Source organism: Brevibacterium aurantiacum (genome assembly GCF_003932995.1).
Taxonomy (GTDB): domain Bacteria; phylum Actinomycetota; class Actinomycetes; order Actinomycetales; family Brevibacteriaceae; genus Brevibacterium; species Brevibacterium aurantiacum.
This window is the reverse complement of record NZ_CP025333.1, coordinates 2780110-2806881: the sequence shown is the minus strand read 5'-3', so window position 1 is coordinate 2806881 and position 26772 is coordinate 2780110. Positions and strand designations below refer to the sequence as shown.

The following is a 26772-nucleotide window of genomic DNA, read 5'->3' as shown; positions in this document are numbered from 1 at the left end:
CGTGACGAACTACAGATTCGAAAACTTCAAGCCAGCCTTCGACGAGTCGACCGGAGCCCCCGATGAGCGCACACAGGGGTATTTCGCGTCGACGAGCGTGGGATTCCATGACGCTCGGTCGACCGATGATGCGCTGAAGAATCGCGTCGAGCGAGCCATCGCCGACGGGCGGAACCTCACCGCCGTCTACGCGAAGCAGGAATACGAGCACGCCCTCGACGCCAGCGTCCCCGTGGCGACCTTCGCGTGGTTCGAGAAGCTGGTCAACGTGGGAGGCGGGCGTCTGGTGCCCGGCCACCTGATCACCTGGGTGACGGTGCGGCCCACCCATCGCAGGCGGGGGCTGCTGAGGTCGCTGATGACGACCGACCTCGCCGAGGCGAAGGCAGCCGGATACCCATTCGCCGCACTCACGGCGACCGAAGGTGGAATCTACTCCCGCTTCGGATTCGGCGTAGCCACCTGGGCACACTCGATCGAGGTCGACACCTCACCGGGGTTCAAGATGGTCCACGAACCCGACCGTCGGGTCGAGATGTGCCTGCCCAGCGAACTGCGCGAGCTGGCACCGAAGATCTACGGAGAGTTCATGCGCACCTCCCCAGGTGCCATGGAGCGCCAGCAGACCTACATCGAGCGTGCCACCGGAGACCTGAACACGGACACCGGCGTGGCTGATCGTGGTGTGCGTGCCGCCCTGCACTTCGACGAACAGGGCGAAGCCGACGGCTACGTGTCCTATAAGTTCGCCGGCTGGTCGAAGAATCCGCCGACGATCGAACTCATCGATTTCGTCGCTGTCACCGATGCCGCCTACGCCTCACTGTGGTCATTCCTGGCCGCCATCGACCTGACGACGAGGGTGACGTTCGGAGAGTCTGCCGAGGACTCACCGCTGCCGTGGCTGCTCACAGACTCCCGCCGAGTCCGGACCGTGTCCACTGAGGACAACATCTGGATCAGGATCCTCGACGTCAAGGCCGCCCTTGAGGCTCGTCCCTGGTACGTGCCGGGCACACTGGTCCTCGAGATCGACGACTCCCTCGATTTGGCTGGTGGTCGCTACACGATCACCTCAGACGGTGAGAACGCCGTCGTCGAGACCGCCCCTGATTCGACCCCGGCAGACCTGAGTCTCGGCATCGCGGAACTCGGGTCCCTCTACTTCGGCGGCGCCGACCCGGTGATCCTCGCCCGCGCGGGACGCATCGACGAGAACGTGCCTGGTGCCGCAGTGCGCGCCAGCTCGATGTTCAACCTGGGCCGGATGCCGTATTCGCCCAACGGGTTCTGACGTCGACATCTGCGTGACACGGCCGGGGCACTCGCCTGAGTGAGCCGAGACTCACTTCCCATAATTTGAGACTTTGTGAATGCATTCACAAAGTCTCATAAGATGGACGCGTCCCGGACGCAACAGGAGGAACTCAGTGCCCAAGCCCATCGTGCTCATCGCCGAAAATCTGTCACCGGCAACCATCGATGCCCTCGGAGGAGACTTCGAGATCCGTCACACCGAAGGTGCTGACCGCTCCCAGCTCCTCAACGACATCGTCGATGTCGACGCGATCCTCGTCCGCTCCGCGACCCAGGTCGACGCCGAGGCGATCGCCGCGGCGAAGAAGCTCCAGGTCATCGCCCGCGCCGGGGTCGGACTCGACAATGTCGACGTCCCAGCTGCCACCTCGGCGGGCGTCATGGTCGTCAACGCTCCGACCTCGAACATCATCTCCGCGGCCGAGCTCACCATGGCACACATTCTGGCCTCCGCACGCTACTTCGGCGCCGGCAACACCTCGCTCAAGGCGGGGGAATGGAAGCGCTCGAAGTACACCGGCGTGGAACTCTACGAGAAGACTCTGGGCATCGTCGGACTCGGACGCATCGGCGGCCTCGTCTCCGAGCGTGCCAAGGCCTTCGGCATGCGACTGGTCGGCTACGACCCCTACATCACGCAGGCACGCGCCGCGCAGATGGGCGTCGAGGTCGTCGACCTGCCCGGACTGCTGGCCGTGTCCGACTTCGTGACCGTCCACATGCCCAAGACGCCAGAGACGATCGGCATGATCAGCACCGAAGAATTCAAGGCCGCCAAGTCCGGCGCCCGGTTCATCAACGTCGCCCGCGGCGGCATCATCGACGAGGACGCCCTCGCCGAGGCGGTCGCAGCAGGTGAGGTCGGCGGTGCAGGCATCGACGTGTGGAGCACGGAACCCCCTGAGCACTCGGCGCTCATGGACCTCGACGCCGTCAACGTCACGCCCCACCTCGGCGCATCGACCGCTGAAGCGCAGGAGAAGGCCGGCGTGGCCGTCGCCAAGTCCGTGCGCAAGGCACTGGCCGGTGAACTCGTCCCCGACGCTGTCAACGTCGCCGGTGGAGCCATCCACGAGGACGTGCGCCCGGGCATTCCCCTGGCCGAACGTCTGGGCCGCGTGGTCAACTCGCTGGCCAACTCCTCGGTCACCCACTTCAAGGTCGAGGTCAACGGCGAGATCGCAGACAAGGACGTGTCCGTCCTCAAGCTCTCCGCTCTCAAGGGTCTGTTCAAGGACGTCGTGTCCGACCAGGTCTCCTACGTCAACGCACCGCTGTTGGCCGAGGAGCGCGGAATCGGCGTCGAGCTCGTCACCGATCCCTACTGTGAATCCTTCCGCAACGTCACGCGGCTGACCGCGACGACGAGCGAAGGGCAGCGGATCTCGGTCTCGGGCACCGTGACCGGACCGAAGCTCGTGCAGAAGCTCACCGAGGTCAACGGCTTCGAGCTCGAGATCGAACTCACCGACAACCTGCTCATCTTCCGCTACGAAGATCGCCCCGGAATCATCGGGCAGCTTGGCCAGGCGCTGGGTGCCAACGAGATCAACATCGCCGGCATGCAGGTCTCACCCTCTGCGACCGACAACGATGCGCTCTCGGTTCTCGCCGTCGACTCGGCGGTGTCCGAGGAAGTCGTCAAGGCCGTGGCCGGAGCCGTCAACGCCTCAGCCTTCAGCGGAGTCTCACTGAGCGAGGACTGACCTCCACCGGACACATCAGATCGAACGGGGCCCGTTCACCTCTCACGACGAGGTGAACGGGCCCTCATCGTCCCCCAGGTCCAGAGTTCATCGGCGAGCACCGCGGCCGAGATGCCGATGAGGGCACCTGCGATCGTGTCGGAGAGCCAGTGCACCTGCAGCGCGGTCCGCGACCACATCATCAGCAGGATCCAGACCGCGGCCAGGAGCATCGACCAGTGGAACCGCAGGACGACAGGCTCGAGTGGGGGAGTGATCTCGGTCGGAACCGCCTTGACCTCGTTCGTGCTCTCAGGCGGAAGCGCCAATGGGGCGACCGCGCCCGCCTCGGCCAGACGCAGCATATGCGCCCGAGAGGCTATGAAAGCGAGACTGAGGGCAAGCGCGGCCGCACCCATGGAATGTCCCGACGGGTACGAATAGCCCAGGGAATCGTAGAGCTGCTCGCTGGGGCGGACCCGGGTCACCACGGCCTTGAGCAGCTCGGACAGCGCGACTCCCAAGACCATGGTGGTCACGAGGACGCCAGCGGAACGGAACTGTCGCAGGAGGACGAAGACCGCCCCCAGAAGTCCCGTGCAGATCACGACACCCGTGCCCCCACCCATCTCGGCGAGGGTGACCGCCACCCAGTACGGGACGGTGTCGGATTCGAGCCCGACGAGGCTGAGCCAATCCTGGTCCAGCGTCGTGGGGCCGGAGACATTGACTCTCAGCCACAGCCCGAAGGCGATGACCAGGAGAATCGCAGGCAGGGTCGACCAGAGGATCCACGAAGGCTGACGGACCGACACGTGCGAGGACTCAGGCGTTCCAGAGACCGTAGGTTGATGCCAGGGACGCGATCTTCTTCGCGCGTGCCAGACGGGGGAGGTACGAACCGTCTGTGATCTCGGATCCGCCCTCGGCGGCTTCGAGCAGCTGTCGAGCCCAGTCGCGCTCGTCCTCGCTCGGGCTCATCGATTCGTTGAGGGTCACGACCTGATCGACGTTGAGCACGAGCTTTCCGGTCATGCCCATCATGTGGGTCACCTCGGCGTCATTGCGGACCTGCTCATCGCTGGCGGTCGCCGCTGATGGGCCGTCGATCGCACCGGGCAGTCCGCCCATGCGCGAGGCGATGGTCAGACGCGAGCGAGCGTAGGCCAGTGCCATCGGATCACCGGAGAAGCCGGTGTCCTTGCGGAAGTCGTTCGTTCCGAAGGCCAGACGGAAGGTGCCGGGCGCCTCGGCGATCTTGGTTGCGTTCTCCACGCCCATGGCAGATTCGAGCAGGGCGATGACCGGCAGTCCTGCCTTCGCACGCATCGCGGTATAGGAGACCTGTTCGGGGCGTTCGGTCTCCGGCAGCATCACGCCGCGCAGTCCGGGCAGCATGGCGATGGCGGCGAGGTCGTCATCCCAGAATTCCGAGTCCATCTTGTTGATGCGCACCCAGGCGGACATGCCGCCTTCCAGGGCACGCACGACATTGTCCCGGGCGGTGATCTTCTTGTCGTCGGAGACCGAGGCCTCAAGGTCGAAGATGACGGAATCCGATTCGGAGATCTGCGCCTCGGTGAAGGTCTCCTCTTTGGCGGCGTTGACCAGCAGCCAGGAGCGGGAGAGCTTGGCGGGGAGGGATGCGGCTCGGGCGTTGCGGATCGTCTCTGTCAATGATCGACTTTCTCTGGGGTTTGTTGCTTCGGGGTTGTTCCTCCCATCTTCGGCGTTCGGGACGCGAAATTGTAGTCGGGAACGAAGTTTGAGACATGAAATTGTGGATGACGGGATTTGCCGACTCCGAGCGCCCGGTAGTGTCCGAATAGTAGGACGACCTAGTTGCATGGTGAGATGAGTTCTACTCTGAAACCATGAAGTTTTCAATTGCGGTCATGCCCGGCGACGGAATCGGCAACGAGGTCGTCCCCGAAGGTCTCAAGGTGCTCAAGCGTGCGATCGAGGTGTCCGGAGAGCCGGTCGAACTCGATCTCACAGACTACGATGTCGGCGCCAGCCGCTGGCACGAGACCGGCGAGACGATCACCGACGACGAACTGGAATCGCTGCGCAAGCACGATGCCATCTTCTTCGGCGCCTGCGGCGATCCGAGCGTGCCCTCGGGCGTGCTCGAGCGCGGTGTGATCCTCAAGATGCGCTTCGGTCTCAGCCACGCAGTCAACCTGCGCCCCTCGAAGCTCTTCTCCGGTGTCACCAGCCCGCTGGCGAACCCGGGTGAGATCGACTTCGTCGTGGTCCGTGAGGGCACCGAAGGGTCATACACCGGCATGGGCGGCTCCGTCCGCACGGACACCCCCTACGAGGTCGCCACCGAGGTTTCGGTCAACACCTGGTACGGCGTGGAGCGGGCAGTCCGCGACGCCTTCGAGCGTGCGCAGGCCCGAAACAAGAAGCTCACCTACGTGCACAAGCACAACGTCATGGTCCACGCCGGTCACCTGTGGCGTCGCGTCGTCGAGAAGGTCGGCGCCGAATTCCCCGAGGTGACGTTCAACTACGAACACACCGATGCGTGCACGATCTACATGGTCACCGACCCCTCGCGCTACGACGTGATCGTCACCGACAACCTCTTCGGTGACATCCTCACCGACCTCGCAGCCGCGGTCACCGGCGGCATCGGCCTGGCCGCCTCGGGCAATCTCAATGTCGAAGGCACGGCACCGAGCCTGTTCGAACCGATCCACGGCTCCGCGCCGGACATCGCCGGGCAGCAGATCGCCGACCCGACCGCGTCGATCCTCTCCGGTGCGCTCATGGCTTCACACCTCGGCCTCGACGTCGTCGCAAAGTCGATCGAGACAGCTGTCGAAGCCGATCTGGCCGATCGGGACGGAACCAAGCGCTCCACCGCCGAGGTGGGCGACGCGATCGCGGCTCGCCTGGGCTGAGCTTCCCGTCTGGTTTCACCCCGCTGCTGCGGCCTGAATCATCATCACCCCGGTGCGACGCGCACCGGGGTGATGGACTACCCTGACAGTGTCACTCATCACAAATGAGAAAAGAGTTCTTATGACTAAGTTTGCCGTTCTCAAAAACATCCAGCCGCAACCCGAGCTGGTGCGCGAGAACATCAAGAAGGACCCCGGATTCGGGTTGTACTTCACCGACCACATGGCGCACGTCCGCTACACCCTGGACGATGGCTGGCACGCACACCAGGTGCAGCCATACGCGCCGTTGCAGCTCGATCCTGCGGCGGCCGTGTTCCACTACGCACAGGAGATCTTCGAAGGTCTCAAGGCCTACCGTCACGCTGACGGTTCGGTCTGGACCTTCCGTCCTGATCGGAATGCCGCTCGCATCAACAAGTCCGCCGAACGGCTCGCACTGCCGCAGCTGCCGGAAGAGGACTTCATCGAGTCGCTCAAGGCCCTGGTCACCCTCGACCAGCAGTGGGTCCCGACTCCCGAGTCCGAGGCCGACGAGTCGAGCCTCTACCTGCGTCCGTTCATGATCGCCACCGAACGTTTCCTCGGTGTGCGCTCCAGTCATGAAGTGGACTACTACGTCATCTCCTGCCCGGCCGGGCCCTACTTCTCCGGCGGCATCGAGCCCGTCTCGATCTGGCTGTCGCAGAACTTCAACCGTGCAGGTGCCGGCGGCACCGGATTCGCCAAGTGCGGCGGAAACTACGCCAGCTCACTGGCCGCGCAGTACGAAGCCGCAGCTCAGGGGTGTCAGCAGGTGCTGTTCACCGACGCTGCAGAGGGCAAGTACATCGACGAGCTCGGCGGCATGAACCTCATGCTCGTGACCAAGGACGGCCGTCTGGTCACTCCGGAACTCGGCGATTCGATCCTCGACGGTGTGACCCGCCGTTCGCTGCTCGACCTCGCCCCGCAGCTGGGTCTCGAGCCCGAAGAGCGCAAGGTCACCATCGACGAATGGCGCGAGGGTGCTGCCAACGGCGACATCGTCGAGGCCTTCGCCTGTGGCACCGCCGCGGTCGTCACACCGATCGGTCGGGTCGTCAGCAATGACTTCACCATCGATCACGGCACCGAACCGGGCGCGAAGACCATGGAGTTCCGCAAGACGCTGCTCGACATCCAGTACGGTCGGACCGAGGACAAGAACAACTGGATGGTTCGCCTGGCCTGAGGCCTGGGGTTTAGGCGCTGCTCAGGCAGGTCGGCTCAGAACGTCCCGCGTTGAGAGGGTCGGATGCTGCGATTTCGATCGCGGCACCCGACCCTCTTCGTGTGCCATGACAGTCTCAGGCATGTGCCATGACAGTCTCTGGAGTTTCGACCTGGGGCTCGGCCTGCCTGGTCCAATAGGCGTACTCCATCTAGACGTGTTCCATCGGGCGGCTTGGAGTGTTCAGACGGGTCGCGGGCAATTTTACTCACAAATGAGTTAAAGAGGTATTGTGGCCTCGTGTCTACTGCAACCTCGGCGACAACGCCGACCGCTTCCGAAGTCGTCGCCAACCTTCCCTGGCGATGGAGAACCCAAGGTGCCATCTTCATCATCGGCGGCTTGGGGTTCATGTTCGACGCTTGGGACGTCGCCCTCAATGGGTTCCTCATCCCGCTGCTCAGCGACTACTGGAGCCTGAGCGTCGGCCAAGCCGCCTGGATCGCCACTGCCAACCTCATCGGCATGGCCCTGGGCGCCTTCATCTGGGGCGGCATCGCCGATGTGATCGGCAGGAAGAAGGCATTCACCCTCACTCTGCTGGTGTTCTCAATTTTCACCGTCGCGGGAGCATTCTCTCCGGCGTTCGGTTGGTTCATTCTCTTCCGATTCCTTGCCGGATTCGGGCTTGGTGGTTGTATTCCGGTCGACTATGCCCTTGTCGGTGAATTCACCCCCAAGAAGCACCGGGGCCGAGTCCTCACCGCGATGGACGGGTGGTGGCCCATCGGCGCTTCACTGTGCGCCTTCGTCTCCGCATGGCTGCTGGGCGTGGGGGATTGGCGCCTGATCATGCTCGTCATGATCGTGCCCGCGCTGCTGACCGTTGCCGTTCGTTTCGGAATTCCCGAATCGCCGCTCTACCTTGCCTCTGTCGGGCGCTACAAAGAGGCCGATGCGATCATCGCTCGGCTCGTTGAGCGCACCGGCGCCGAGGTGACGACCTGGACCCATGAGGTCCCCAAGACGGCCGAAGGTGCGACTGCGGCCGAAGGTGCGACCGCGACGACGGCCGGAGCCGCGTCCCAGGCAACTTCGAATGCGCCGTCCCAGCCCGGCAAGGTCACCAACGTCAATGCACAGCTACGCGCTGCCACCGGCCAGCTGGTGCAGCTATGGCAGTACTCGGCCAAGACGACTCTCGTCTCGTGGTCCCTGTTCGTCTCCGTTCTCCTGGTCTACTACGCGGCACTGACATGGTTGCCGGGGATCCTGAAGAAGCAGGGCATGGGGGACCAGTCGGCATTCATGGTCACCGGTTCGATGACCGCGGTGGGAATCCTCGGTGTAATCGTCTCGGCACTGATCGTCGAACGGGTCGGTCGGAAGTGGGTGCTCGGCACCACGTCGATTGTCTCCGCGCTCCTGCTCGTCGTTGCTGCAGTGTTCATCGAGGCTTCCGGTTCGGAGCTGACATTTGCCGCCAAGGCCAGCATCATCGGGTTCGGTTTCGTTGTGCAGATCGCGATTCCCACCCTCTACACCTATGTCTCGGAGCTCTACCCGACTCGTCTGCGAGGATCGGGATTCGGTTGGGCATCGGCGGCGTCGCGAATCGCGACCGGCATCGCACCCCTGGTCTTCGGTGCGTTCATGTGGCCGGTGCTCGGCCTGACGCTGACGTTCATCCTCACCGGTCTGCTCGTGGTTGTGGCAGTGGTGCTGATGGCTCTGCTCGCACGAGAGACCACAGGCGAAGCGCTCGGCTGAGGCTCCCATCGCTCGATTCCACCTTTGACTTGGGATGATGCACGACGAAATTCTCGTGTCAGGGGCGACCGCTAACGTGTTCCTATGGATGCAGAACCAGTTTCAGATGTGATCGCCGAGATTCATCGGTGGCGCGAGAAGCTGTCTGATCTGCCTCCGGCACGGACCGAGCATGAAGCGATCGATCGGATCACTGCCCTGGAAGAACTGGTGTCCGTGAGCGCGGCAGCGCAGGCCAGAGAAACCCTGACCTTCGACATGCATCGTCGGAATCGTGAAGCCGAAGAAGGAGTGCCGAGTCGCAAGCAGGGCAGAGGCCTGGGCGCCGAGATCGGACTGGCGCGGAAGGTGTCTCGAGCCCGTGGAAGCAAACTGCTCGGCTTCTCTCGGTCGCTGCTGATGGACCTGCCCAAAACCTATGCCTCGTTGAAGAGCGGCAACATTTCGGAAGAGAAAGCACGCGTCGTCGCGAAGGAAACCGACTGGCTCCCCAGGGACAAAAGACACCAAGTCGATGAGCGGATGTCCGATCGTCTCTCCGAGGTCGGCGTCGGTCGATTGGGCAATGAAGTCCGAGCTCTTGCCCAGCAACTCGACCAGAAGGCTGCCGTCGAGCACCTCGACAGATGCATGGAAGAGCGTGCCGTCAGCGTGCGCCCAGCACCAGGAAACATGGCGTATCTGACGGCGCTCCTGCCCCTGCCGCAGGCAGTGGCGGCGTATACCAACCTGGCGAAGTCCGCGCAGTCGATCGTGGGAATAGGACAGGCCGAAGGAAGATCTCAGAGCCAGATCATGGCCGATCTCCTGGTCGAGAGAATCACAGGGCAAGATAACGCTGAGGCCATTCCCATCGAAGTTCACGTCGTGATGAATGAGAGCAGCCTCTTCTCCCCAGGCGACACCCCGGCATGGTTTCCCGGCTTCGGCCCGATCCCCGCGAAGACAGCACGCGATTTCATCGCCGACAACGAAGCCGCGACTTTCATCCGCCGGCTGTATACGCGACCATCCGACGGTCAACTGGTCCGGATGGATTCGAAGCGGCGTGAGTTCTCCGGTCTGCTTCGGCGCATGGTGGTCATCCGCGATGATGTCTGCCGCTCACCGTGGTGCGATGCCAAGATCAAACATGCCGACCACGCACAGTCATATGCCGCCGGCGGAGGGACCGACTGGGACAACGCCTCAGGTCTCTGCGCAGCCTGCAACTTCCTCAAAGAGGTGCCGGGATGGCGGCACGAGGCCACGGCAGAAGAACTGGTCGTACGAACTCCCACCGGACATCGCTACCGGATCGGTACCCGACCGATTGGAAAACCCGACGCGAACTCTCGAGAACGTCCGCGTTCCAAGCTCGCAGATGAACAGGCCCCCGATCCGGTCAGCGAGCCGAATCTCTTCTCTGTGAGAATCCCACCGTTGCGAAAAGTGAAAGCGCCGAGACTTGTAGAACCGTTTGAATCGCTGAACGTCGATGTTTGGGAGCATTATGAGGAGCCCCCGAGCACAGTGGAAGTGTGCCTCGGGCGACAGGTCGCCGATTACGCCTCCACGGCATGACGTCCTCAGCCAGTCTTCGGAGCCAGCCGCCTGAGCTAGACACCAGAACCGGGTGCCAGACTCAGGCGCCAGCTGCTCAACCCAGTGGAGAGAATTCTCCCTGAATTCAACTGATCGACTGCCGACGTCGTTAGGGTGGGGAGCATGGATGATCATGCCGAGTGTGAAGTGCTCGGAACCTCACCCGCAGAGCTCGACGTTGAGCTCGTGTGGGGCGTACCAGGCGGACTGGGCCAGAGCTGGGAACCCGTAGGCTCGGCAGCCGGAATCCCAGGGGTGCTCCCGCCTTCGTCTGAGGTCGAGGAACTCTACGCTGCTGCCGCAGCCGAGCCGCCCCTCAACGAAGATCCGAAGCATGCCGCACTGTTCGGCAGCCTTTACGATCTCTCGGTCCGAAACGGCCAGGTTCTAGTCGCAGCAACACATTCCGAGGGACGCCTGAGATCAATCGCCTACGGTCATTTCTGGTCCTGGGCCGAACAGGACCACGAATGGGCGCATGAACTCCGTTCCACCCTCGGGGACGCCGCCGCGACAATCGAATGGTCGTTTGCGCTCAACCTGTTGGCACGTGACCCTCATCTGCATCAGTCCGGACTCGGTCGAGCCACTCTGCAGGCATGGTTGGCCGGCATCAGCGGATACAGCTGCTGGCTCCAGACCACCGACATCGACAGCCCTGCCCGCCGACTCTACGAAAGCCTCGAGTTCTTCGACCTCGGCCACGGACCCGAAGCACCCAACGGTCAGCCGGGACTGATCATGTTCCGACCACCGGTCTGAGCCGAACCGCCTGCTGTGCAGGCACCCGAGCTCGGCGGCGCTCAACGATCACTAGGATGGTGGCATGCGCACAGAAGCTTCGGCAGATGACCAGACGAACGAGAACTCCACCGCGGCAACCCAGCCGCATGATGCTGCCCCGATGCCCCACGATGAGAACCTGTGGCTCGAAGACATCCACGGGGAGGACCAGATCGCGTGGGTGAAGGAACAGAACACGACCACCCTCGCCCGCTTCCATGATGATCTCTTCGACTCCATCGCCGGTGATATTCAGACCGCTTTGGACTCTGAGGGCAAGATCCCGATGGTGGCCAAACGCGGCGATCACTACTTCAACTTCTGGCGCGACTCCACGAATCCCAAGGGCGTGTGGCGACAGACCACCTGGGACAGCTATGTCTCCGAGTCCCCGGAATGGGAAGTTCTCATCGATATCGACGCACTCGGCATCGCAGAGGACACACCCTGGGTGTGGGCCGGAGCCTCGGTGCGTCGTTCGGACAACGCTCGTGCGCTCGTCTCTTTGTCTCCCGATGGTGGCGACGCCCACCGGGTGCGCGAATTCGATCTGGTGACCAAGTCCTTCGTCGCCGGAGGCTTCGACCTGCCCTCGGCGAAGACTCGCTTCGCCTGGCTCGACGACGACACGATCATCGTCGCTACCGATACCGGCGAGGACTCTCTCACCACCTCGTCCTATCCGCGTCAGGCTCGAGTTCTCACACGTGGGCAGGCCATCGCAGATGCCCCGATCGTCGCCGAGGTGCCTCGTGACCATGTCGCAATCTTCGTCGGCAGCGACGTGGGAGCAGCAGATCCTGATTCCACCGACCGGGCGTTCGCCATCGACGCGATCGACTTCTTCAACACGCGGATGAGCTTCATCGACCTCGACGATGTCAGGGACGAACCCGGGTCGATCTCAACCACCGCCTCGGCGTGGGAGAACAAGCTGAGCGTCGTGGATGTCCCGACCGATGTGGAGGTCGGGTTCGAACGAGATTTCGTTCTCTTCCGTCCCCAGTCTCAGTGGGATCATGAGGGTCTCACAGTCGCGGCCGGAGGTCTGGCTGTTGCCGATATCGCCGAAGTGAAGGCCGGGAGAATCTCCCCAACCGTCATCTTCACCCCAGATGAGCACACCGCCCTGCAGTCGTGGACATGGACACGGGACTACCTCGTCCTCGAGCTGCTGAGAGACGTGCAGTCGCAGCTGGTCGTGCTTGACCCGAACGACAACTTCTCCTCGTCCCGACTGCCCGGGGTCCCAGCCAATCACATGGTCGGGCTCGGAGCCGTCGACAAACATGATGACGCGACCGCAAACGACTATTGGCTGGTGAGCACGGGCTTCCTCACCCCAACAACCCTGTCGTACGGGAGCCTGGGGTCTTCCGGCGAGACCGAGAACTCCAGCAGCTCCGTCACTCCAGAAGTCATCAAGTCGGCACCAGCCTTGTTTCCCGGCGAAGGGTTCCGCGTCGAACAGCACTTCGCCACCAGCGACGATGGAACGAAGATTCCCTACTTCCAGATCGGCGACAGCGGCCTGGAACTCGATGGGAAGAATCCGACCCTGCTGGACGGATACGGCGGTTTCGAAGTCAGCCGAACACCGGTCTACTCCCCGGTCATGGGCATCGGCTGGTTGGAGCGCACGACAGGAACCGAGGCCTCGCTTCCAGCAAAACGACGCGGGGTCTACGTCCTCGCCAACATCCGCGGCGGCGGGGAATACGGGCCAGGGTGGCACACCTCGGCGATGCGGGAGAACCGGATGCGGGCCTACGAGGACTACGCCGCGGTTGCCCGAGACCTCATCGATCGGGGAGTGACGAGTCCGTCGAGCTTGGCCTGCGCCGGCGGATCGAACGGAGGACTGCTGGTGGGGAACATGCTCACCCAGTATCCCGAGCTCTTCGGTGCGATTTCGTGCGGAGTGCCTCTTCTGGACATGCGCCGCTACACCAAACTGAGCGCGGGCTATTCGTGGAAGGCCGAATACGGTGACCCAGATGTGGCCGAGGACTGGGCGTTCATCCAGAAGTTCTCGCCCTACCATCTGCTCGAAGACGGCACGGACTATCCGCCGGTGCTGTTCTGGACAGCGACGTCTGATGATCGTGTGGGACCAGTCCAGGCACGCAAGATGGCTGCCCGAATGCAGGATCGCGGCATCGCTGATGTGTGGTTCTTCGAAGACACCGAAGGCGGACACTCGGCGGCATCGGACAACAAGCAGGCGGCCTTCACCCGGGCCCTGAGCTACCGGTTCCTGTGGAACTCACTGACCGGCGAGTGAGCAAGTTCATAGCTTTGCAGTCGAGCTCGAGAGTAGGTTTGGAATCATGACGAACGACTTGCACGAACCCCAGCGTTTTCACGCCGAGTACAAGGTCATCGGAGGGAAGCTCGTGGTCGCCGATGTGGAGACCGACGGGAAGACCATCACCGAGCTCAAGATCTCCGGTGACTTCTTCCTCGAACCCGAAGAGGCCTACTTCGATCTCGCCCCCGCGCTTGTGGGCGCCAGCGTCACCGCCGACAACGCGAACCTGCGGCAACGACTCGACGCGGCGCTCGCCGGCTACGGCTCCGAACTGGCGATGCACGGATTCTCCACCTCCGACATTGCGACAGTCGTCCGCCGTGCTCTGGGGTCGGCTGCGAACTTCACCGACTTCGACTGGCAGGTCATCCGCGGTCAGGTGCTGCCCACACAGGTCAATGTCGCCCTCGATCAGGTGTTGTTGGAGGAGGTTGCGGCGGGACGTCGCAAACCCACGCTGCGATTCTGGGAATGGGACGACACCGCCACCGTCATCGGAGCCTTCCAGTCCTATGTCAACGAACTCCGCCCAGAAGGCGTCGAGAAGTACGGCGTGCAGGTTGTGCGCCGCATCTCCGGTGGGGGAGCGATGTTCATGGAAGGCGGGAACTGCATCACCTATTCGATGTTCGTGCCGCCCTCACTGGTCGCCGGCCTCGACTACGAGGAATCCTATGTCTTCCTCGACCAATGGGTGCTAGCCGCACTGAAGAGCCTCGGCGTCGAAGCCTTCTACAAACCGATCAACGACATCTCCTCAACCGGCGGCAAGATCGGCGGAGCGGCACAGAAGAGACTGCGTGATGGCACCCTGCTCCACCACGCGACCATGAGCTATGACATCGACGCCGACAAGATGGTCAAAGTCCTGCGCATCGGCGAGGCGAAGATCTCCGACAAGGGAGTCTCGAGCGCCAAGAAGCGCGTCGACCCCCTCCGCAGCCAGACCGGTGAGGCCCGCAAGGACATCATCGACGTCATGGCCAACACCTTTGCTGACCGTTATGGGGCAAACTTCGACACCTTCACTGCCGACGAACTGGACAAGGCGCAGGCTTTGGTTGATGAGAAGTTCGGCACCGAGAAGTGGACGCACCGGGTGCCGTGAGTATGTCCTCAGGTGATCAAAACCCCTGGTGGCAGGCCCAAGCACTGGCCCTGGCCGCGGAAGCACAACGCCGTGAGAGGCGGCAGGGAACCACACTCATCATCGTCTCGTCCGTGTTCGTGGCGGCCTCGCTGCTGTGTATGTTCATCGGCGCTCTCCGCCTGATCGGGCTGGTGTGCCTGGTCTTTTTCGGTGCCTGTCTCTTCGGCGGAATCCTGATGCGCAGGGACCCCAATTCCCGGACCACGTTCGTGCTCACACTGTGGGTGGGGCTGCTGATGGGGCTCGGGATGGGGCTCCTGTTCATCTTCACGCTCATATCAGCGGTGACCTACGGGGTGAGCGGCAACCAGATCGCGGTGCTCATCGTTGCCGCAACCGGCTTCCTGTTCTTCGGAGTCGGCGCCGTCGTGGCAATGGTGAAGGCTGGCCGAACGAGACGGAAAGCCCGAGACCAATGGCAGGCCAGACGACCTCAGGGGCGCACAACACGATGATGGATGCGGCCCTCAACCAGTCGACGATCGTCGCTCTCGGTGGTGGCGGGTTCTCGATGTCGGAATCCGGAACATCAGCGATCGATGACTACCTCCTGGAGCTGGCGACCACCGTTCGAGACAAGCGCAGCACAGAAGCTCACCACCGCCGAGGTGGTCGCGGAGCTTCGGTGCTTCCCCGAGTGTGCTTCGTCCCGACCGCCTCAGGAGACAACCCCGATTACATCCACCGCTTCGAAGCCGCGTTCGACGGACGGGCAGAAACGCACGTGCTCTCACTGTTCGGACAGAGCCCGTGGGGTTACCAGGACCCGAAGATGCTCCAGGACATGGACCTCATCTACGTCGGCGGCGGATCCACCGCCAACCTGCTGACGCTGTGGCGTGACCACGGAGTCGATGACATCATGGCGCTCGCCGCGTCAAGGGGCACTATCCTGGCCGGAATCAGTGCCGGTGCCAACTGCTGGTTCGAGGCCTCGTCGACAGATTCGTTCGGGCCCCTGGCTCCACTCAGCGACGGCCTCGGGTTCATCCCCGGAAGCGCCTGCCCGCACTATCACGGTGAACCCGGCCGGGCCGAGACCTTCCGAACATGGATCGAGGCCGGCCAGCTTCCAGGGCCCGGGCTTGCCATCGATGACCATGCTGCGGTCGTCTTCGAGAACTTCAGAGCCACCTCGGTGATTGCGGAGAAATCCGAGGCACACGCCTACATCGTCGACGAGCGAGGCGAAACACGGCTCGACAGAGACGTGACCTAACATTCGTCACGGACGGTCGAACCACCTCGGCGATCTGATCTGTAGGATTGGGAATCAATCAAGCCATACCCTGCACAAGGAGAGCCATGCGCCAGGTCGAACCATCCGTAGAACTGCTCGCAAAACCCAGCATCGACTGGGAATCGATGAGGACATACCTCGACGAGGTGGGCGGAACTACCTGGGCCGACCGGGTCGAAGAGGCCGATTCTCCCGACGCCGAGGATCTGCTCGAGTTCTCCGGACGCATGTGCTACCGCTCGTGGGAACCGGGACTGAACCCGAACGTGTCGCGCGTGCGCACCGACTCGGCCCAGTACCTGGGCAACGTCATCGCCTCCCAGCACGGATCGGTGCTCGAACACGCGAACTTCACCTTCGTCCTCCACAACGTCTCACGGGTGCTCACCCACGAACTCATCCGTCACCGTGCAGGATCGGCGTTCTCGCAGGAATCCCTGCGCTACGTGCGCCTGGCCGACATTCCGTTCTGGTTCCCCGAATGGGCACGTGAGGACTCGGAGCTCATGGAACGCTCGCTCAAGGTCCTCGACACCCTCGAAGAGCACCAGAAGTGGATGACCGAGCACTTCGAACTCGACGAAGCCAGCACCAAGTTCTCCCACAAGAAGCACATGACCTCCTTCATGCGCCGCTTCGCACCCGAGGGCCTGGCCACCGGCATCGTCTACACCGCGAACCTGCGCTCCCTGCGTCACGTCATCGAGATGCGCACCGCCAAGGGAGCAGAGGAAGAGATCCGTCTCGTGTTCAACAAAATCGGTGAGGCCATGCGCGAAGAGGCCCCAGCGATCTTCTCCGACTATGAAGTGGTCGATGGGGAATGGATCCCCGGGACCCGGAAGGCATGACATGGCTGACATCTACAGCGCCGAACTGAACCCCGGAAAACTCGACGTCATCTCCGCATGGCTGTCCAAGCAGTCATGGGCAGCCGAGGCCGATGTGGCCCCGGAGTCCTTGAAGAAGGTCACGTCCTACCGCTTCGACGATCCGGAAGGCAAGGTAGGCGCCGAGATCCACATCGTGGCCGCCGGTGACCGTGTCTTCCAGGTGCCGCTGACCTACCGTGGTGTTGAGCTGGCCGGTGCCGACAAGCACCTGATCTCGACCATGGAGCACTCCATCCTCGGCACGCGCTGGGTTTATGACGGAATGGGCGACCCACACTTCCGGCAGCGACTGGACCACGCGATCGCCACCGCCGGAACCTCGGCAAAGCAGTACCGCGTCGACGACGAGGGCAACCGAATCGACGAGATCACCGATGTGGCTCATGCCTGGGGCACGGGACCCTTGGCCGGTGCCGAAGACGTGCAGGTGCTGTATGAACTCAACCTCGACTCTCCCGCTGAGGGATCCGACGCGGGACTGCTCCTGGGCCGCTGGGCGGGTCAGGAAGCTCCGGTCGTGCTCGCCGTGATGGTGTGATGCACTGATGAGCCAGGACTGCCTGTTCTGCGGGATCGTCGCAGGTGACGTGCCGGGTGCGAAGGTTGCTGAGACCGAGACGACCTACGCATTCATGGACATCCAGCCGGGCTCCGACGGGCATCTGCTCGTCGTTCCCAAGCGTCACAGCACCGATCTGCGCGACATCCCGTCCGCCGACCTCGCCGAGGTGGCCATCGAGTCACAGCGCATCGCCAAGCACGTCTTCGACGCGTGGGGCGCGGACGGGGTCAACCTGCTCAACTGCTGTGGAGAGGATGCCTGGCAGACGGTCTTCCACTTCCACATGCACCTCATCCCGCGCTACCGGGACAAGACGAAGGACCGGCTGCGGCTGCCGTTCGAACCGGGTGTGCGTGGTGACGCTGAGCTGATCGAGGATCTGGCATCCTCGATGCGCTCAGCCCTGCAGGAGGGCTGACTCGGCCCGTTACCGGCTCAGGTCGATGATGGTCATCCCCGAGCCGGTGCTCGAGCCCAGCATCTCCATGGCCGCGGGAGCGTCCTCAAGACCGATGACGTTCGTGACCAGGTCCTGCGGGCGGAGTCTGCCGTCGCCGACGAGGTCCAGCATCTCCGGGTACTCGGCCGCGGCCATCCCATGGGAGCCGAGGACGCTGAGCTCGAGACCGATGACACGTCCTACGTCGATCACCGGCGGAGCAGACAGCAGTCCGATCTGGACATGACGGCCCAAGGGCGCCAGCGAGGCGATCCCAGCAGCGATCGTGTCCTCACGGCCCAGCGCATCCACGCTGACAGCCACACCATCGGGACACTCCTCCGAGAACTGTGCGACCACCTCGGCGGACAGCTGGGTCGGGCTCTTACCGGAAGCGTTGACCGTGTGCGCCGCTCCATGCTGTCGGGCTCGCTCGAGTGCGGCATCACTGACATCGACGGCGACAACCTGGGCGCCGATGGCCCGGGCGATCATGATCGCTGACAGGCCGACCCCGCCGCAGCCGAAGACCGCGACCGTCTCACCGGCGTTGAGGTTCGCTCGCACCCTCAGTCCGTGGAATGCGGTGGCGAATCGGCATCCGAGTCCCACCATCGCCGAGGCGGGCAGATCGTCGGGGACCGCGATGAGGTTGGCATCGGCGTTGTGGATGACCACCTGGTCCGCCCAGGAGCCGAAGTGGGTGAAGCCGGGTTGAGTCTGATTCGGGCAGACCTGAGCATTGCCGCTCAGGCACCACCGGCAGCGCCCGCAGCCGCACACGAAGGGCACGGTCACGCGCTGGCCAACACGGAAGTCCGTGACCTCGGGTCCCGCAGAGGCGATGTGACCGACCAGCTCATGGCCGGGCACATGGGGCAAGGAGATCGTGGAGTCGTGGCCCGACCACGCGTGATGATCGCTGCGGCAGACGCCGGTGGCCTCGACGTCGATGACGACACCGGCGGTGGGAGTGGAGGGGGACTCGATGTCTCTCAGCTGGGGGAGGACAGAGAACTCTTCATAGACGATTGCACGCACACGGCAATACTATGCAGGCAGGGGCGGGCGACTCACCGCGGTCCACACTGTGTGCACTTTGCTGGTGCCCGGCCTCAAATGGGGCGGGCACTCTATCTGTCGGCTCTGCCTTCAGTCGGACTCTCTGGCGTAGACCCCAACCGCGGCCAAGGAGTCGAGCAGTCGCTGTCGCAGAGCCTGGGCCCGTTCGGAGAAGGCTCTTTGGCGATCCATGTATTCGGCCTTGCCCTCGGCGGTTTCGATGGCGACGACACCGTAGCCCCAGCCGCGCAGGTCATAGGGCGAGGCCTCCATGTCGAGGGTGCGGATGTCCAGCGCCAGGTCGAAGCAGTCGACGACGAGGTCGGAGGGGGCGATGGGCCCGATCTTCATCGCCCATTTGTACAGGTCCATTCCCGCATGCAGACAGCCCGGCTGTTCGTTGGCCACCATGGACTCGCGGGTGGGCTGGAGAGTGTTCAGTGGCCTGGCTGGCCCGGTGAAGAAACGAAACGCGTCGTGATGTGAGCACTGGATCCGGTGACCTTCGACGACGGCATCGGTGGCCTCATGGCTCAGCCGCAGCGGCACCTGCTGATGACGACGCTGCTCTTCGCTGAGTTTGTAGACCATCGCCCATTCGTGAATGCCGAAGCATCCGAAGTTCGCCTCCCGACGCAGGGTCGACTGGAGCAGCGAGGCGATGAACTTCGCACCATCGCCACGGTCGCTGCGCCAAGACTCGACATCCACCTCGGCGATCGTGCCGGCAGGATTCGTGGTGTACCAGCGACGGTCGAAGTAGGTTCGGTCGGCCTCGGTGTCCAACTCGAGGCGCACTCCGGGGCCGGGATTCCATTTGGCCAGCTGACCCGCTTTGAACGGATAGTAGGTGAACAGGAAATCCTCGACCGGGTGCTTCTCGCCTCTGAGCCGGCGGGCGAGGTGCGCATCGGTCCTCTCCGCAATCTGCAATGCGTGCTCATCGCGCAGTGTTCGCCACGTGGGTGCGCTGATCGCAGCACCGAGCATGTCGGTGCCATCAGCGGTCAGGGAGGCGGCGAGAGTCACCTCTTCATTGTCCCAGACCGCTTGGTCCCGCGCATCGGGGGTGCCGTCAGCGGATCCTGGGGCCAGGCATGCTTCGGATAACGGCCGCGGTTCTCGGCTCTGACGTGGGAATACGCGTTGGCCCAGAAGGAGGCGAGGTCGCTGGTGACCGCCAGAGGTCGGCGGGCAGGGGAGAGGAGGTGGACCACCACCGGGACTCGACCCTCACACACGCTCGGAGCAGTCTGCCAACCGAAGCACTCCTGGAGCTTGACCGCGAGCACAGGCCCCTGTTCGGAATCGGATTCCGAGTCCACACGGTCGGGATCGGGATAGTCGAGGCGAACCCGGGAACCGCTGGGCACCTCGACACTGACCGGCACCAGCTCGTCGAGGCGCGACGCCTGCGGCCAGGGCAGGAGAGTCCGCAGCGCAGAGACAAGATCGACCCTGCTCGGATCGGCTCCTCGGGCGACCCGGTCCAGGGCCGCCGGGCACCACTGGGTCAGAGTCTGTGACAGCTGTGACCAGCGCACATCCGGCCACGGTGTGCCATAGACGGCGTGCAGCAGCCCCAGCCGCGAGCGCAGTTCCTCGAACGCCTCACTGGGTCGCAGAATCTCTCTGGCTCCGCGCTGACGCACCGAAGCTGCGATCGCCGAGCGGGCCAATTCCGGACTCGCCTTGATCGGTGTGGCAGTGAGTTCGATGCCGCCGAGGCGGGTCCGGCGCACCGCACGGACCTTGCCCTGCTCGAACGTCGCCGTCTCCTCGGTCGCCATCAGCCCGGCCCCCGCAAGTTCCGCGGTGTCCTCGTCGATGACCACAGCCGCCCTGATCACAGCGCGCCCGCCAGAGAGGCCGACATCGGAGATCGCCAACCACGGGCTTCCCTGCAGCGAGGAGTTCCGCGGCAATGTCGCCGCTGTGCCCGAGGCCAGCAGGTACTCAGAGGCCGAGGAGCTGCGCAGTCGTCCGATCTGCATCGGGTGGGCGAGGGCGACGACGAGGCCCAGGTCATCGGGACTCAGTGACCCTGCCCGGGCCGAACCCTGATCCGCTGTTCCCTGATCCGCTGCATCCTGCGGGTTCGAGAACTCCGCGGCCAAACCGGCGAAGCGCTTCACATCTTGAGCGAACCGACGGTCCTTGCCGCGCCGCAGCTCGCGCAGGGTGGCCACAAGATCGGCACCAGGGGCACGCTGCTCGGATTCGATCACAGCGATCGCCTCGGCCGCAGCCGCCGGGGACAGCATCGCGGCTCCGTCGAAGAGACCTCGCGCTGACCACACCGAGGCCGGAATCCGGGCGATGGCCCGTCCCAGCTCGGTGACCGTGACCGAGGCCTCCTCGGCGCCTGCATCGCGCTCAGCCCCCGCACCCTGATCCGGACCTGCACCCTGAACTGGTTCTGCGGCCTCGAGCGCCCCAAGCGCCACGAGATTGTCCACGGCCAGGCGGTAGGGGCCCTCCGGCATCGGATCCGGCAGCAGGTCCGTGTCACCACCCCACACCGCAAGGGTCAGCACCGCCGAGGTGAGGTCGGAGGTCGCAATCTCAGCCGGCGTGTGCTCGGGCAGGCTCGCCCAGTCAGATTCGGACAGGCACCGATAGACCGTGCCAGGCCCCAAGCGCGAGGCACGGCCGGCACGCTGCGTGCCCGAGGCCTTGGACTCGCGGGTGGTGACCAGACCAGACATTCCACGCCGCGTATCCAACCGGGGACCCCTAGCCAGCCCCGAATCGACGACGATGCTCACCCCGGGAACCGTGAGAGCCGACTCCGCGACCGAGGTCGAGACGATTACGCGACGTCGGCCAACCTCGGCGGCCTGCGGTTTCAATATCGCATCCTGCTCCTTGGCAGGGGTGCGCCCGAGCAGGGTGTGAACCTCGGTCGCCGGTGTGGCTGGAAGGGACCGCGCGATGCGCGAGGCGATCTCCTCGACCTCCCGGGCACCGGGAGCGAAGACGAGCACGTCCCCACTCGTGTGCGTTGAGAGAGCATCGACGGTTGTGCGGGCCACATGATCGAGGAAGTCCCAGGTCACTCCGCGTGCGTCCAGAGGCCGCTGCTTCGCGGGTGCCCACCTGACCTCGAGGGGATGGACCTGGGCGGATACCGACAGCAACGTGGCCGGAGACTCGGCCCCACCGGCATTGTCACCTGCTCCCAAACGTCGTGCCCATAGCGTGGCGTCCAGGGTCGCCGACATGACGATGAGGCCAAGGTCCTCACGCAGATCGACGAGCTCCCGGCACAACGCGAAGGTCAGGTCGGTGTCGAGGTGACGTTCGTGCACCTCATCGAGGATGACCGCCGAGACACCTGCCAGCTCGGGATCGCGCAGCAGCCGAGCCAGCAACACTCCAGTGGTCACGAACTCGATCCGCGTGCGCGCAGAGGTCCGCGACTCTCCGCGAACCGTGAACCCGATGTCCTCGCCGAGGCGGGTCCCCGTCAGCGTCGCCAGCCGCCTGGCGCCGGCCCGGGCAGCCATGCGCCGTGGCTGGGTGACGATGATTCGCCCCGGCATGTCCCCTGGATCATGAAGGTGTTCGGCAATGAGCGGCGGTACCAGTGTGGTCTTGCCGGTTCCGGGCGGGGCCTCGACGACCAGGCGGGGGAATCTGCCGACAGCCGCGCTCGCCAGCTGGTCGATGAGCGCAGCAGCGGGCAGACCCTCGGCGATGGCGTGCAGGTCGAAGTGTGGGGAATCGGGCATGTCCCAAGTGTCTCAGTCTCAGCGCAGAAAGCCCGTGTGTCGGCGGCCCGGCCGACTGACTAGACTGGGGGACATGCGTATTGCCAGATTTGTGCACCAGGATGAACCCAAATACGGAGTCGTCGAAGGCGACGTGCCGCAGATTGAGGACGGCACGTGGGACACGTCCGGTCTCAGTCTCGCCGTTCTCGACCAGGACCCCTTCTTCGCTCCGGCCCAGTCAACGGGGGAGCGGCTGAAGTTCGACGATGTTCGTCTGCTCAGCCCGATCCTGCCGCGCTCGAAGGTCATCGGCGTGGGACGCAACTTCGCCGACCATGCTGCCGAGCTCGGCAACGAGGTGCCCGTCAGTCCGCTGACCTTCTTCAAACCCAACACCGCGGTCATCGGTCCCGGCGATCCGATTCGTCTGCCCTCCATCAGCGAATACGTGTCCTACGAAGCCGAACTGGCCGTCATCATCGGTCGCGTGGCCAAGGGTGTGAAGGCAGAGAACGCCTTCGACTACGTCCTCGGCTACACCGGCGGCAATGATGTGACCATGCGCGACATCCAGAAGTCTGACAAGCAGTGGTCACGAGCCAAGGGCTTCGACACTTCCTGCCCGCTGGGCCCGTGGATCGAAACCGAACTCGACGTCGACGACCTCTCCATCCGTTCCTGGGTCGACGGGGAGCTCAAGCAGGACGGCAACACCGCCGACTTCATCTTCGACATCCCGACCCTCATCGAACACCTGTCCGAGACCATCACCCTGCTGCCCGGTGACGTCATTCTCACCGGCACCCCAGCCGGCGTGGGCCAGATCGTGTCAGGCAACCGCGTCGACATCGCCATCGAGGGACTCGGCGTGCTCACCAATATGGTCATGGACGCCTGAGACCAGCACCACACAGCACCACCACAGACTCGCAGCATCACCACACGACATAAGGACTACCGTGAGCGTCAAAGTTCGTTTCTGCCCATCACCCACCGGCACCCCGCACGTCGGCATGGTCCGCACCGCCCTGTTCAACTGGGCCTATGCGAAGCACACCGGCGGAAAGTTCGTGTTCCGCATCGAGGACACCGACGCCGCACGTGACTCCGAGGAGAGCTTCGGCCAGGTCGTCGAGGCCATGAAGTGGCTCGGCCTCGACTGGGACGAAGGCATCGATGTCGGCGGACCTGACGGACCCTACCGTCAGTCCCAGCGCGGCGAGATCTACCAGGGCGTCATCGAGAAGCTCAAGGCCGCCGGTCACATCTACGAGTCCTACTCCACGAACGAAGAGGTCGAAGCTCGCCACAAGGCTGCGGGACGTGACCCCAAGCTCGGCTACGACGGCTACGACCGCGACCTCACGTCCGAACAGATCGCCGGCTTCAAGGCCGAGGGCCGCGAACCCGTGTGGCGTGTGCGCATGCCCGCCGAGGACGTCACCTTCACCGACCTCGTGCGCGGTGAGATCACCTTCCGCGCCGGCACCATTCCCGACTACGTCGTCGTCCGCGCGAACGGGCAACCGCTGTACACCCTGGTCAACCCCGTCGACGACGCGCTCATGGGCATCACCCATGTGCTGCGCGGCGAGGACCTGCTGTCCTCGACACCGCGCCAGGTCGTGCTCTACGAAGCACTCAAGGACATCGGCATCGCCGAGGCGACCCCCGAGTTCGGTCACCTGCCCTACGTCATGGGTGACGGCAACAAGAAGCTGTCCAAGCGCGATCCGCAGTCGAACCTGTTCCTCCACCGCGACAACGGCTTCATCCCCGAAGGCATGATCAATTACCTCGGCCTGCTCGGCTGGTCGATCGGCCCCGACCGTGACGTGTTCAGCGTCAAGGAGTTCGTCGAGGCCTTCGACATCCACGACGTCCTGCCCAACCCGGCCCGCTTCGACGTGAAGAAGGCCACGGCCATCAACGCCGACCACATCCGCCTCCTCGAGGCCGATGACTTCCGCGACCGTCTGGTGCCCTATCTCCAGGCCGCCGAGGTGCTTCCCGAGAAGCCATCGGATGCTCAGCTGGAGATCCTCAACCAGGCCGCACCCCTCGTGCAGACGAGGATGAACCTCCTCGCCGAGGTACCGGACCTGCTCGCGTTCCTGTTCACTCCCGACTCCGAGCTGACCATGGCCGAGGACGGACTGAAGACGCTCAAGGATTCGGCACCCGAGGTGCTGGCCGCCTCTATCGAGGTCCTCGAAGCCACCGACGACTGGACTACGGACACGCTGCACAGTGTGCTCCAGGCCAAGCTCGTCGACGAGATGGAGATCAAACCGCGACTGGCCTTCGGTCCGCTGCGCGTGGCTGTGTCCGGACGCAAGGTCTCACCACCGCTGTTCGAGTCCATGGAGATCCTCGGAAAGGACTCCTCCCTTACGCGACTGCGTGCCCTGGCGGCCTCACTGTGACAAGTGGGAACCAGTCGAAGGGAGTGAGCCAAGCGGAGGGTCTGCAGCAGTCGAGCTGGACGCGTGGGGGACTGCACCTGAAGGACGTGACCTTCGAGGCTCCCTTCGACCACTTCGGTGGGGGAGCGGCGAAGTCCGCAGCAGCCTCGTTGGCGGCACCGGTCTCGGACAAGCCGCAGGGGCCCTCAAGCATCGAGATCTTCGCGCGGATCGTCGCCACTGAGGCGGACAGCCAGAAGCCCTACCTGGTCTTCCTCCAGGGTGGTCCGGGCAACGAGGCACCTCGACCGACGACGCCAGTCGGCGGGTCCACGTGGCTGGCCCGTGCGCTCGAAGAGTTCCAGGTCGTCATGTTCGACCAGCGCGGCACCGGGAAGTCGAGTCCCATCGGCTCCGTCGAGGGTCGGATCACCGGCCTCGACGCAGTCGGAGACGATCCCGCGGACATCGCCGAGGCGCTCAGTCACTATCGAGCCGACTCGATCGTCGAGGACGCTGAGATCCTGCGTGAGGCACTCGGTGTGGACACCTGGTCGCTGCTGGGTCAGTCGTTCGGCGGCTTCACCGCTCTGCGCTATGTCTCCGCACACTCGAAATCGTTCGATGAGGTCTACTTCACCGGCGGTCTGCCGGCGGTCGACACCGATCCGGTCACCGTGTACGCGAGAACCTGGGAGGGGATGAAGCGCAAGTCGGAGCAGTACTACCGTGCCTTCCCCGGCGACCGGGAGAAGCTGTCGCACCTCATCGACTTAGCTGATTCCGATGACGGCATTGCTCTGCCCGGCGGAGCCCGCGCGACCAAGGAGCGCATCCGTCTGCTCGGACACTTCCTCGGGGCCTCCGATGGACCGGAGAAGCTGCATTATCTGCTCGACCAGGATCTAACCTCGGCGGCATTCCGTCATGATCTGGCGGCGGCACTGCCGTTCTCCGGACGCAATCCGCTCTACGCGATCATCCACGAGTCCTGCTGGGCCGACGGCGGCGTCACCGAGTGGGCGGCTCGGCGGGCGATGCCTGACGATGTCCAGGCTGACCCGACGCTGTTGGCCGGCGAGCATGCCGGACCGGAGTCCCTGACCGAGGATCCCGAGCTCGCTCCCTTCGCCGAGGTGGCCGAGCTCGTGGCGAAGCGCGAGTGGCCCAGGCTCTACGACGTAGACGCTCTGCGAGCTGCTGAGGTGCGCGGCGGCGCGGCGGTGTACTTCGAGGATGCGTATGTCCCAGCCGAGCTCTCGCTGGCCACGGCCGAGCTCCTCGGCGGGGTCAAGCCTTGGGTGACCAACGAATACGAGCACAACGGACTGCGTGCCGACGGCTACCGGGTTCTTGATCGCCTCATCTCACTCGCTCGCGGGTGAGTGGCGCGCGAGCGCAGGCGACAGGGCGGCCTGAAGTGTGGCCCGCAGGTAGATGTTAAGAAGGTCACACTGAAAAAGGGGCCCGATGATTTGGAGTCGGGCGGGGGGTTTGTGTAGAGTTATATCTCGTTGCTCAGGGAAATTCCTTCGGGAGTGAGCCTGAATAACATTGGGGTATGGTGTAATTGGCAGCACGAGTGTTTCTGGTACATTTAGTCTAGGTTCAAGTCCTGGTACCCCAGCGAACAGCATCGGGAGTATGACTCTGAGCTGTTTATTGGCCCCCGTCGTCTAGTGGCCTAGGACGCTGCCCTCTCAAGGCGGAAACGGCAGTTCGAACCTGCTCGGGGGTACGGTTGAGTCCCG

Annotated in this window: 22 protein-coding genes and 2 tRNA genes; 19 read left to right on the top strand and 5 right to left on the bottom strand. The window is 63.9% G+C overall.

Going from position 1 to position 26772, the window contains the following annotated elements:
- The first annotated feature begins 1 nt into the window (after position 1).
- Both CXR25_RS12925 and serA read left to right on the top strand, forming a co-directional pair.
- A complete protein-coding gene (locus CXR25_RS12925) occupies positions 2-1294 on the top strand; it encodes a GNAT family N-acetyltransferase (RefSeq protein ID WP_125240616.1) in 1293 nt (430 codons plus the stop codon).
- A 136-nt stretch (positions 1295-1430) separates the two neighbouring features.
- Positions 1431-3023, top strand: coding sequence for a phosphoglycerate dehydrogenase (gene serA, locus CXR25_RS12920; RefSeq protein ID WP_125240615.1), 1593 nt, complete (start codon positions 1431-1433; stop codon positions 3021-3023).
- 35 nt (positions 3024-3058) lie between these two features.
- On the opposite strand, the gene CXR25_RS12915 is transcribed toward serA, so the two are convergent.
- Both CXR25_RS12915 and CXR25_RS12910 read right to left on the bottom strand, forming a co-directional pair.
- On the bottom strand, positions 3059-3817 hold the full coding sequence (locus CXR25_RS12915) for a phosphatase PAP2 family protein (protein ID WP_125240614.1): 759 nt from the start codon (positions 3815-3817) through the stop codon (positions 3059-3061).
- Positions 3818-3827: 10 nt separating this feature from the next.
- Positions 3828-4679: an HpcH/HpaI aldolase/citrate lyase family protein gene (locus CXR25_RS12910; RefSeq protein ID WP_009882624.1), complete on the bottom strand. Its 852-nt coding sequence runs from the start codon at positions 4677-4679 to the stop codon at positions 3828-3830.
- Between the two features lie 197 nt (positions 4680-4876).
- Here CXR25_RS12910 and CXR25_RS12905 point away from each other — a divergent pair, with 197 nt between their 5' ends.
- The 12 genes from CXR25_RS12905 (at position 4877) to CXR25_RS12850 (ending at position 17817) form a co-directional block, all read left to right on the top strand.
- On the top strand, positions 4877-5914 hold the full coding sequence (locus CXR25_RS12905; protein ID WP_009882623.1) for a 3-isopropylmalate dehydrogenase: 1038 nt from the start codon (positions 4877-4879) through the stop codon (positions 5912-5914).
- A gap of 121 nt (positions 5915-6035) precedes the next feature.
- Positions 6036-7127 (top strand): branched-chain amino acid aminotransferase, encoded by a 1092-nt coding sequence (locus tag CXR25_RS12900; RefSeq protein WP_009882622.1) that lies wholly within the window; start codon positions 6036-6038, stop codon positions 7125-7127.
- A gap of 279 nt (positions 7128-7406) precedes the next feature.
- The gene (locus tag CXR25_RS12895) at positions 7407-8876 is read left to right on the top strand and encodes an MFS transporter (protein WP_009882620.1); all 1470 of its coding nucleotides are present in this window, start codon (positions 7407-7409) and stop codon (positions 8874-8876) included.
- An 84-nt stretch (positions 8877-8960) separates the two neighbouring features.
- Positions 8961-10439, top strand: a complete 1479-nt coding sequence (locus CXR25_RS12890) for an HNH endonuclease (protein WP_009882619.1) — start codon at positions 8961-8963, stop codon at positions 10437-10439.
- 144 nt (positions 10440-10583) lie between these two features.
- The gene (locus tag CXR25_RS12885) at positions 10584-11222 is read left to right on the top strand and encodes a hypothetical protein (RefSeq protein ID WP_125240613.1); all 639 of its coding nucleotides are present in this window, start codon (positions 10584-10586) and stop codon (positions 11220-11222) included.
- 64 nt (positions 11223-11286) lie between these two features.
- Positions 11287-13527 (top strand): prolyl oligopeptidase family serine peptidase, encoded by a 2241-nt coding sequence (locus CXR25_RS12880; protein ID WP_125240612.1) that lies wholly within the window; start codon positions 11287-11289, stop codon positions 13525-13527.
- 46 nt (positions 13528-13573) lie between these two features.
- Positions 13574-14662: a lipoate-protein ligase small subunit gene (locus tag CXR25_RS12875; protein WP_125178245.1), complete on the top strand. Its 1089-nt coding sequence runs from the start codon at positions 13574-13576 to the stop codon at positions 14660-14662.
- A 2-nt stretch (positions 14663-14664) separates the two neighbouring features.
- Positions 14665-15159 carry a hypothetical protein gene (locus tag CXR25_RS12870; protein ID WP_035278533.1) on the top strand — a complete coding sequence of 165 codons (495 nt, stop codon included), beginning with the start codon at positions 14665-14667 and terminating at the stop codon, positions 15157-15159.
- A complete protein-coding gene (locus CXR25_RS12865) occupies positions 15120-15923 on the top strand; it encodes a peptidase E (RefSeq protein ID WP_096145878.1) in 804 nt (267 codons plus the stop codon). The genes CXR25_RS12870 and CXR25_RS12865 overlap by 40 nt, the downstream gene beginning before the upstream one ends.
- Before the next feature lie 86 nt (positions 15924-16009).
- On the top strand, positions 16010-16795 hold the full coding sequence (gene thyX, locus CXR25_RS12860; RefSeq protein WP_009882613.1) for an FAD-dependent thymidylate synthase: 786 nt from the start codon (positions 16010-16012) through the stop codon (positions 16793-16795).
- 1 nt (position 16796) lies between these two features.
- Positions 16797-17375: a maltokinase N-terminal cap-like domain-containing protein gene (locus tag CXR25_RS12855; RefSeq protein ID WP_009882612.1), complete on the top strand. Its 579-nt coding sequence runs from the start codon at positions 16797-16799 to the stop codon at positions 17373-17375.
- Between the two features lie 7 nt (positions 17376-17382).
- Positions 17383-17817 carry an HIT family protein gene (locus tag CXR25_RS12850; protein WP_009882611.1) on the top strand — a complete coding sequence of 145 codons (435 nt, stop codon included), beginning with the start codon at positions 17383-17385 and terminating at the stop codon, positions 17815-17817.
- A gap of 9 nt (positions 17818-17826) precedes the next feature.
- On the opposite strand, the gene CXR25_RS12845 is transcribed toward CXR25_RS12850, so the two are convergent.
- The 3 genes from CXR25_RS12845 to CXR25_RS12835 form a co-directional block, all read right to left on the bottom strand.
- Complete coding sequence (locus CXR25_RS12845; protein WP_009882610.1) at positions 17827-18879, bottom strand: zinc-binding dehydrogenase; 1053 nt, start codon at positions 18877-18879, stop codon at positions 17827-17829.
- 111 nt (positions 18880-18990) lie between these two features.
- On the bottom strand, positions 18991-19929 hold the full coding sequence (locus CXR25_RS12840) for a 3-methyladenine DNA glycosylase (protein ID WP_083248776.1): 939 nt from the start codon (positions 19927-19929) through the stop codon (positions 18991-18993).
- The gene (locus CXR25_RS12835; protein WP_096145876.1) at positions 19926-22634 is read right to left on the bottom strand and encodes an ATP-dependent RNA helicase; all 2709 of its coding nucleotides are present in this window, start codon (positions 22632-22634) and stop codon (positions 19926-19928) included. The genes CXR25_RS12840 and CXR25_RS12835 overlap by 4 nt, the downstream gene beginning before the upstream one ends.
- 73 nt (positions 22635-22707) lie before the next feature.
- Between CXR25_RS12835 and CXR25_RS12830 the strand changes: the two genes are divergently transcribed.
- The 5 genes from CXR25_RS12830 to CXR25_RS12810 all read left to right on the top strand — a co-directional run bounded on the left by CXR25_RS12830 (position 22708) and on the right by CXR25_RS12810 (position 26759).
- Positions 22708-23514, top strand: coding sequence for a fumarylacetoacetate hydrolase family protein (locus CXR25_RS12830; protein WP_009882606.1), 807 nt, complete (start codon positions 22708-22710; stop codon positions 23512-23514).
- Positions 23515-23575: 61 nt separating this feature from the next.
- Positions 23576-25042 (top strand): glutamate--tRNA ligase, encoded by a 1467-nt coding sequence (gene gltX, locus CXR25_RS12825; protein WP_101598558.1) that lies wholly within the window; start codon positions 23576-23578, stop codon positions 25040-25042.
- 23 nt (positions 25043-25065) lie between these two features.
- Positions 25066-26406: an alpha/beta fold hydrolase gene (locus tag CXR25_RS12820; protein WP_125240611.1), complete on the top strand. Its 1341-nt coding sequence runs from the start codon at positions 25066-25068 to the stop codon at positions 26404-26406.
- 170 nt (positions 26407-26576) lie between these two features.
- Positions 26577-26648 (top strand) — tRNA-Gln (locus CXR25_RS12815).
- Between the two features lie 38 nt (positions 26649-26686).
- Positions 26687-26759 (top strand) — tRNA-Glu (locus CXR25_RS12810).
- Positions 26760-26772 lie beyond the last annotated feature (13 nt).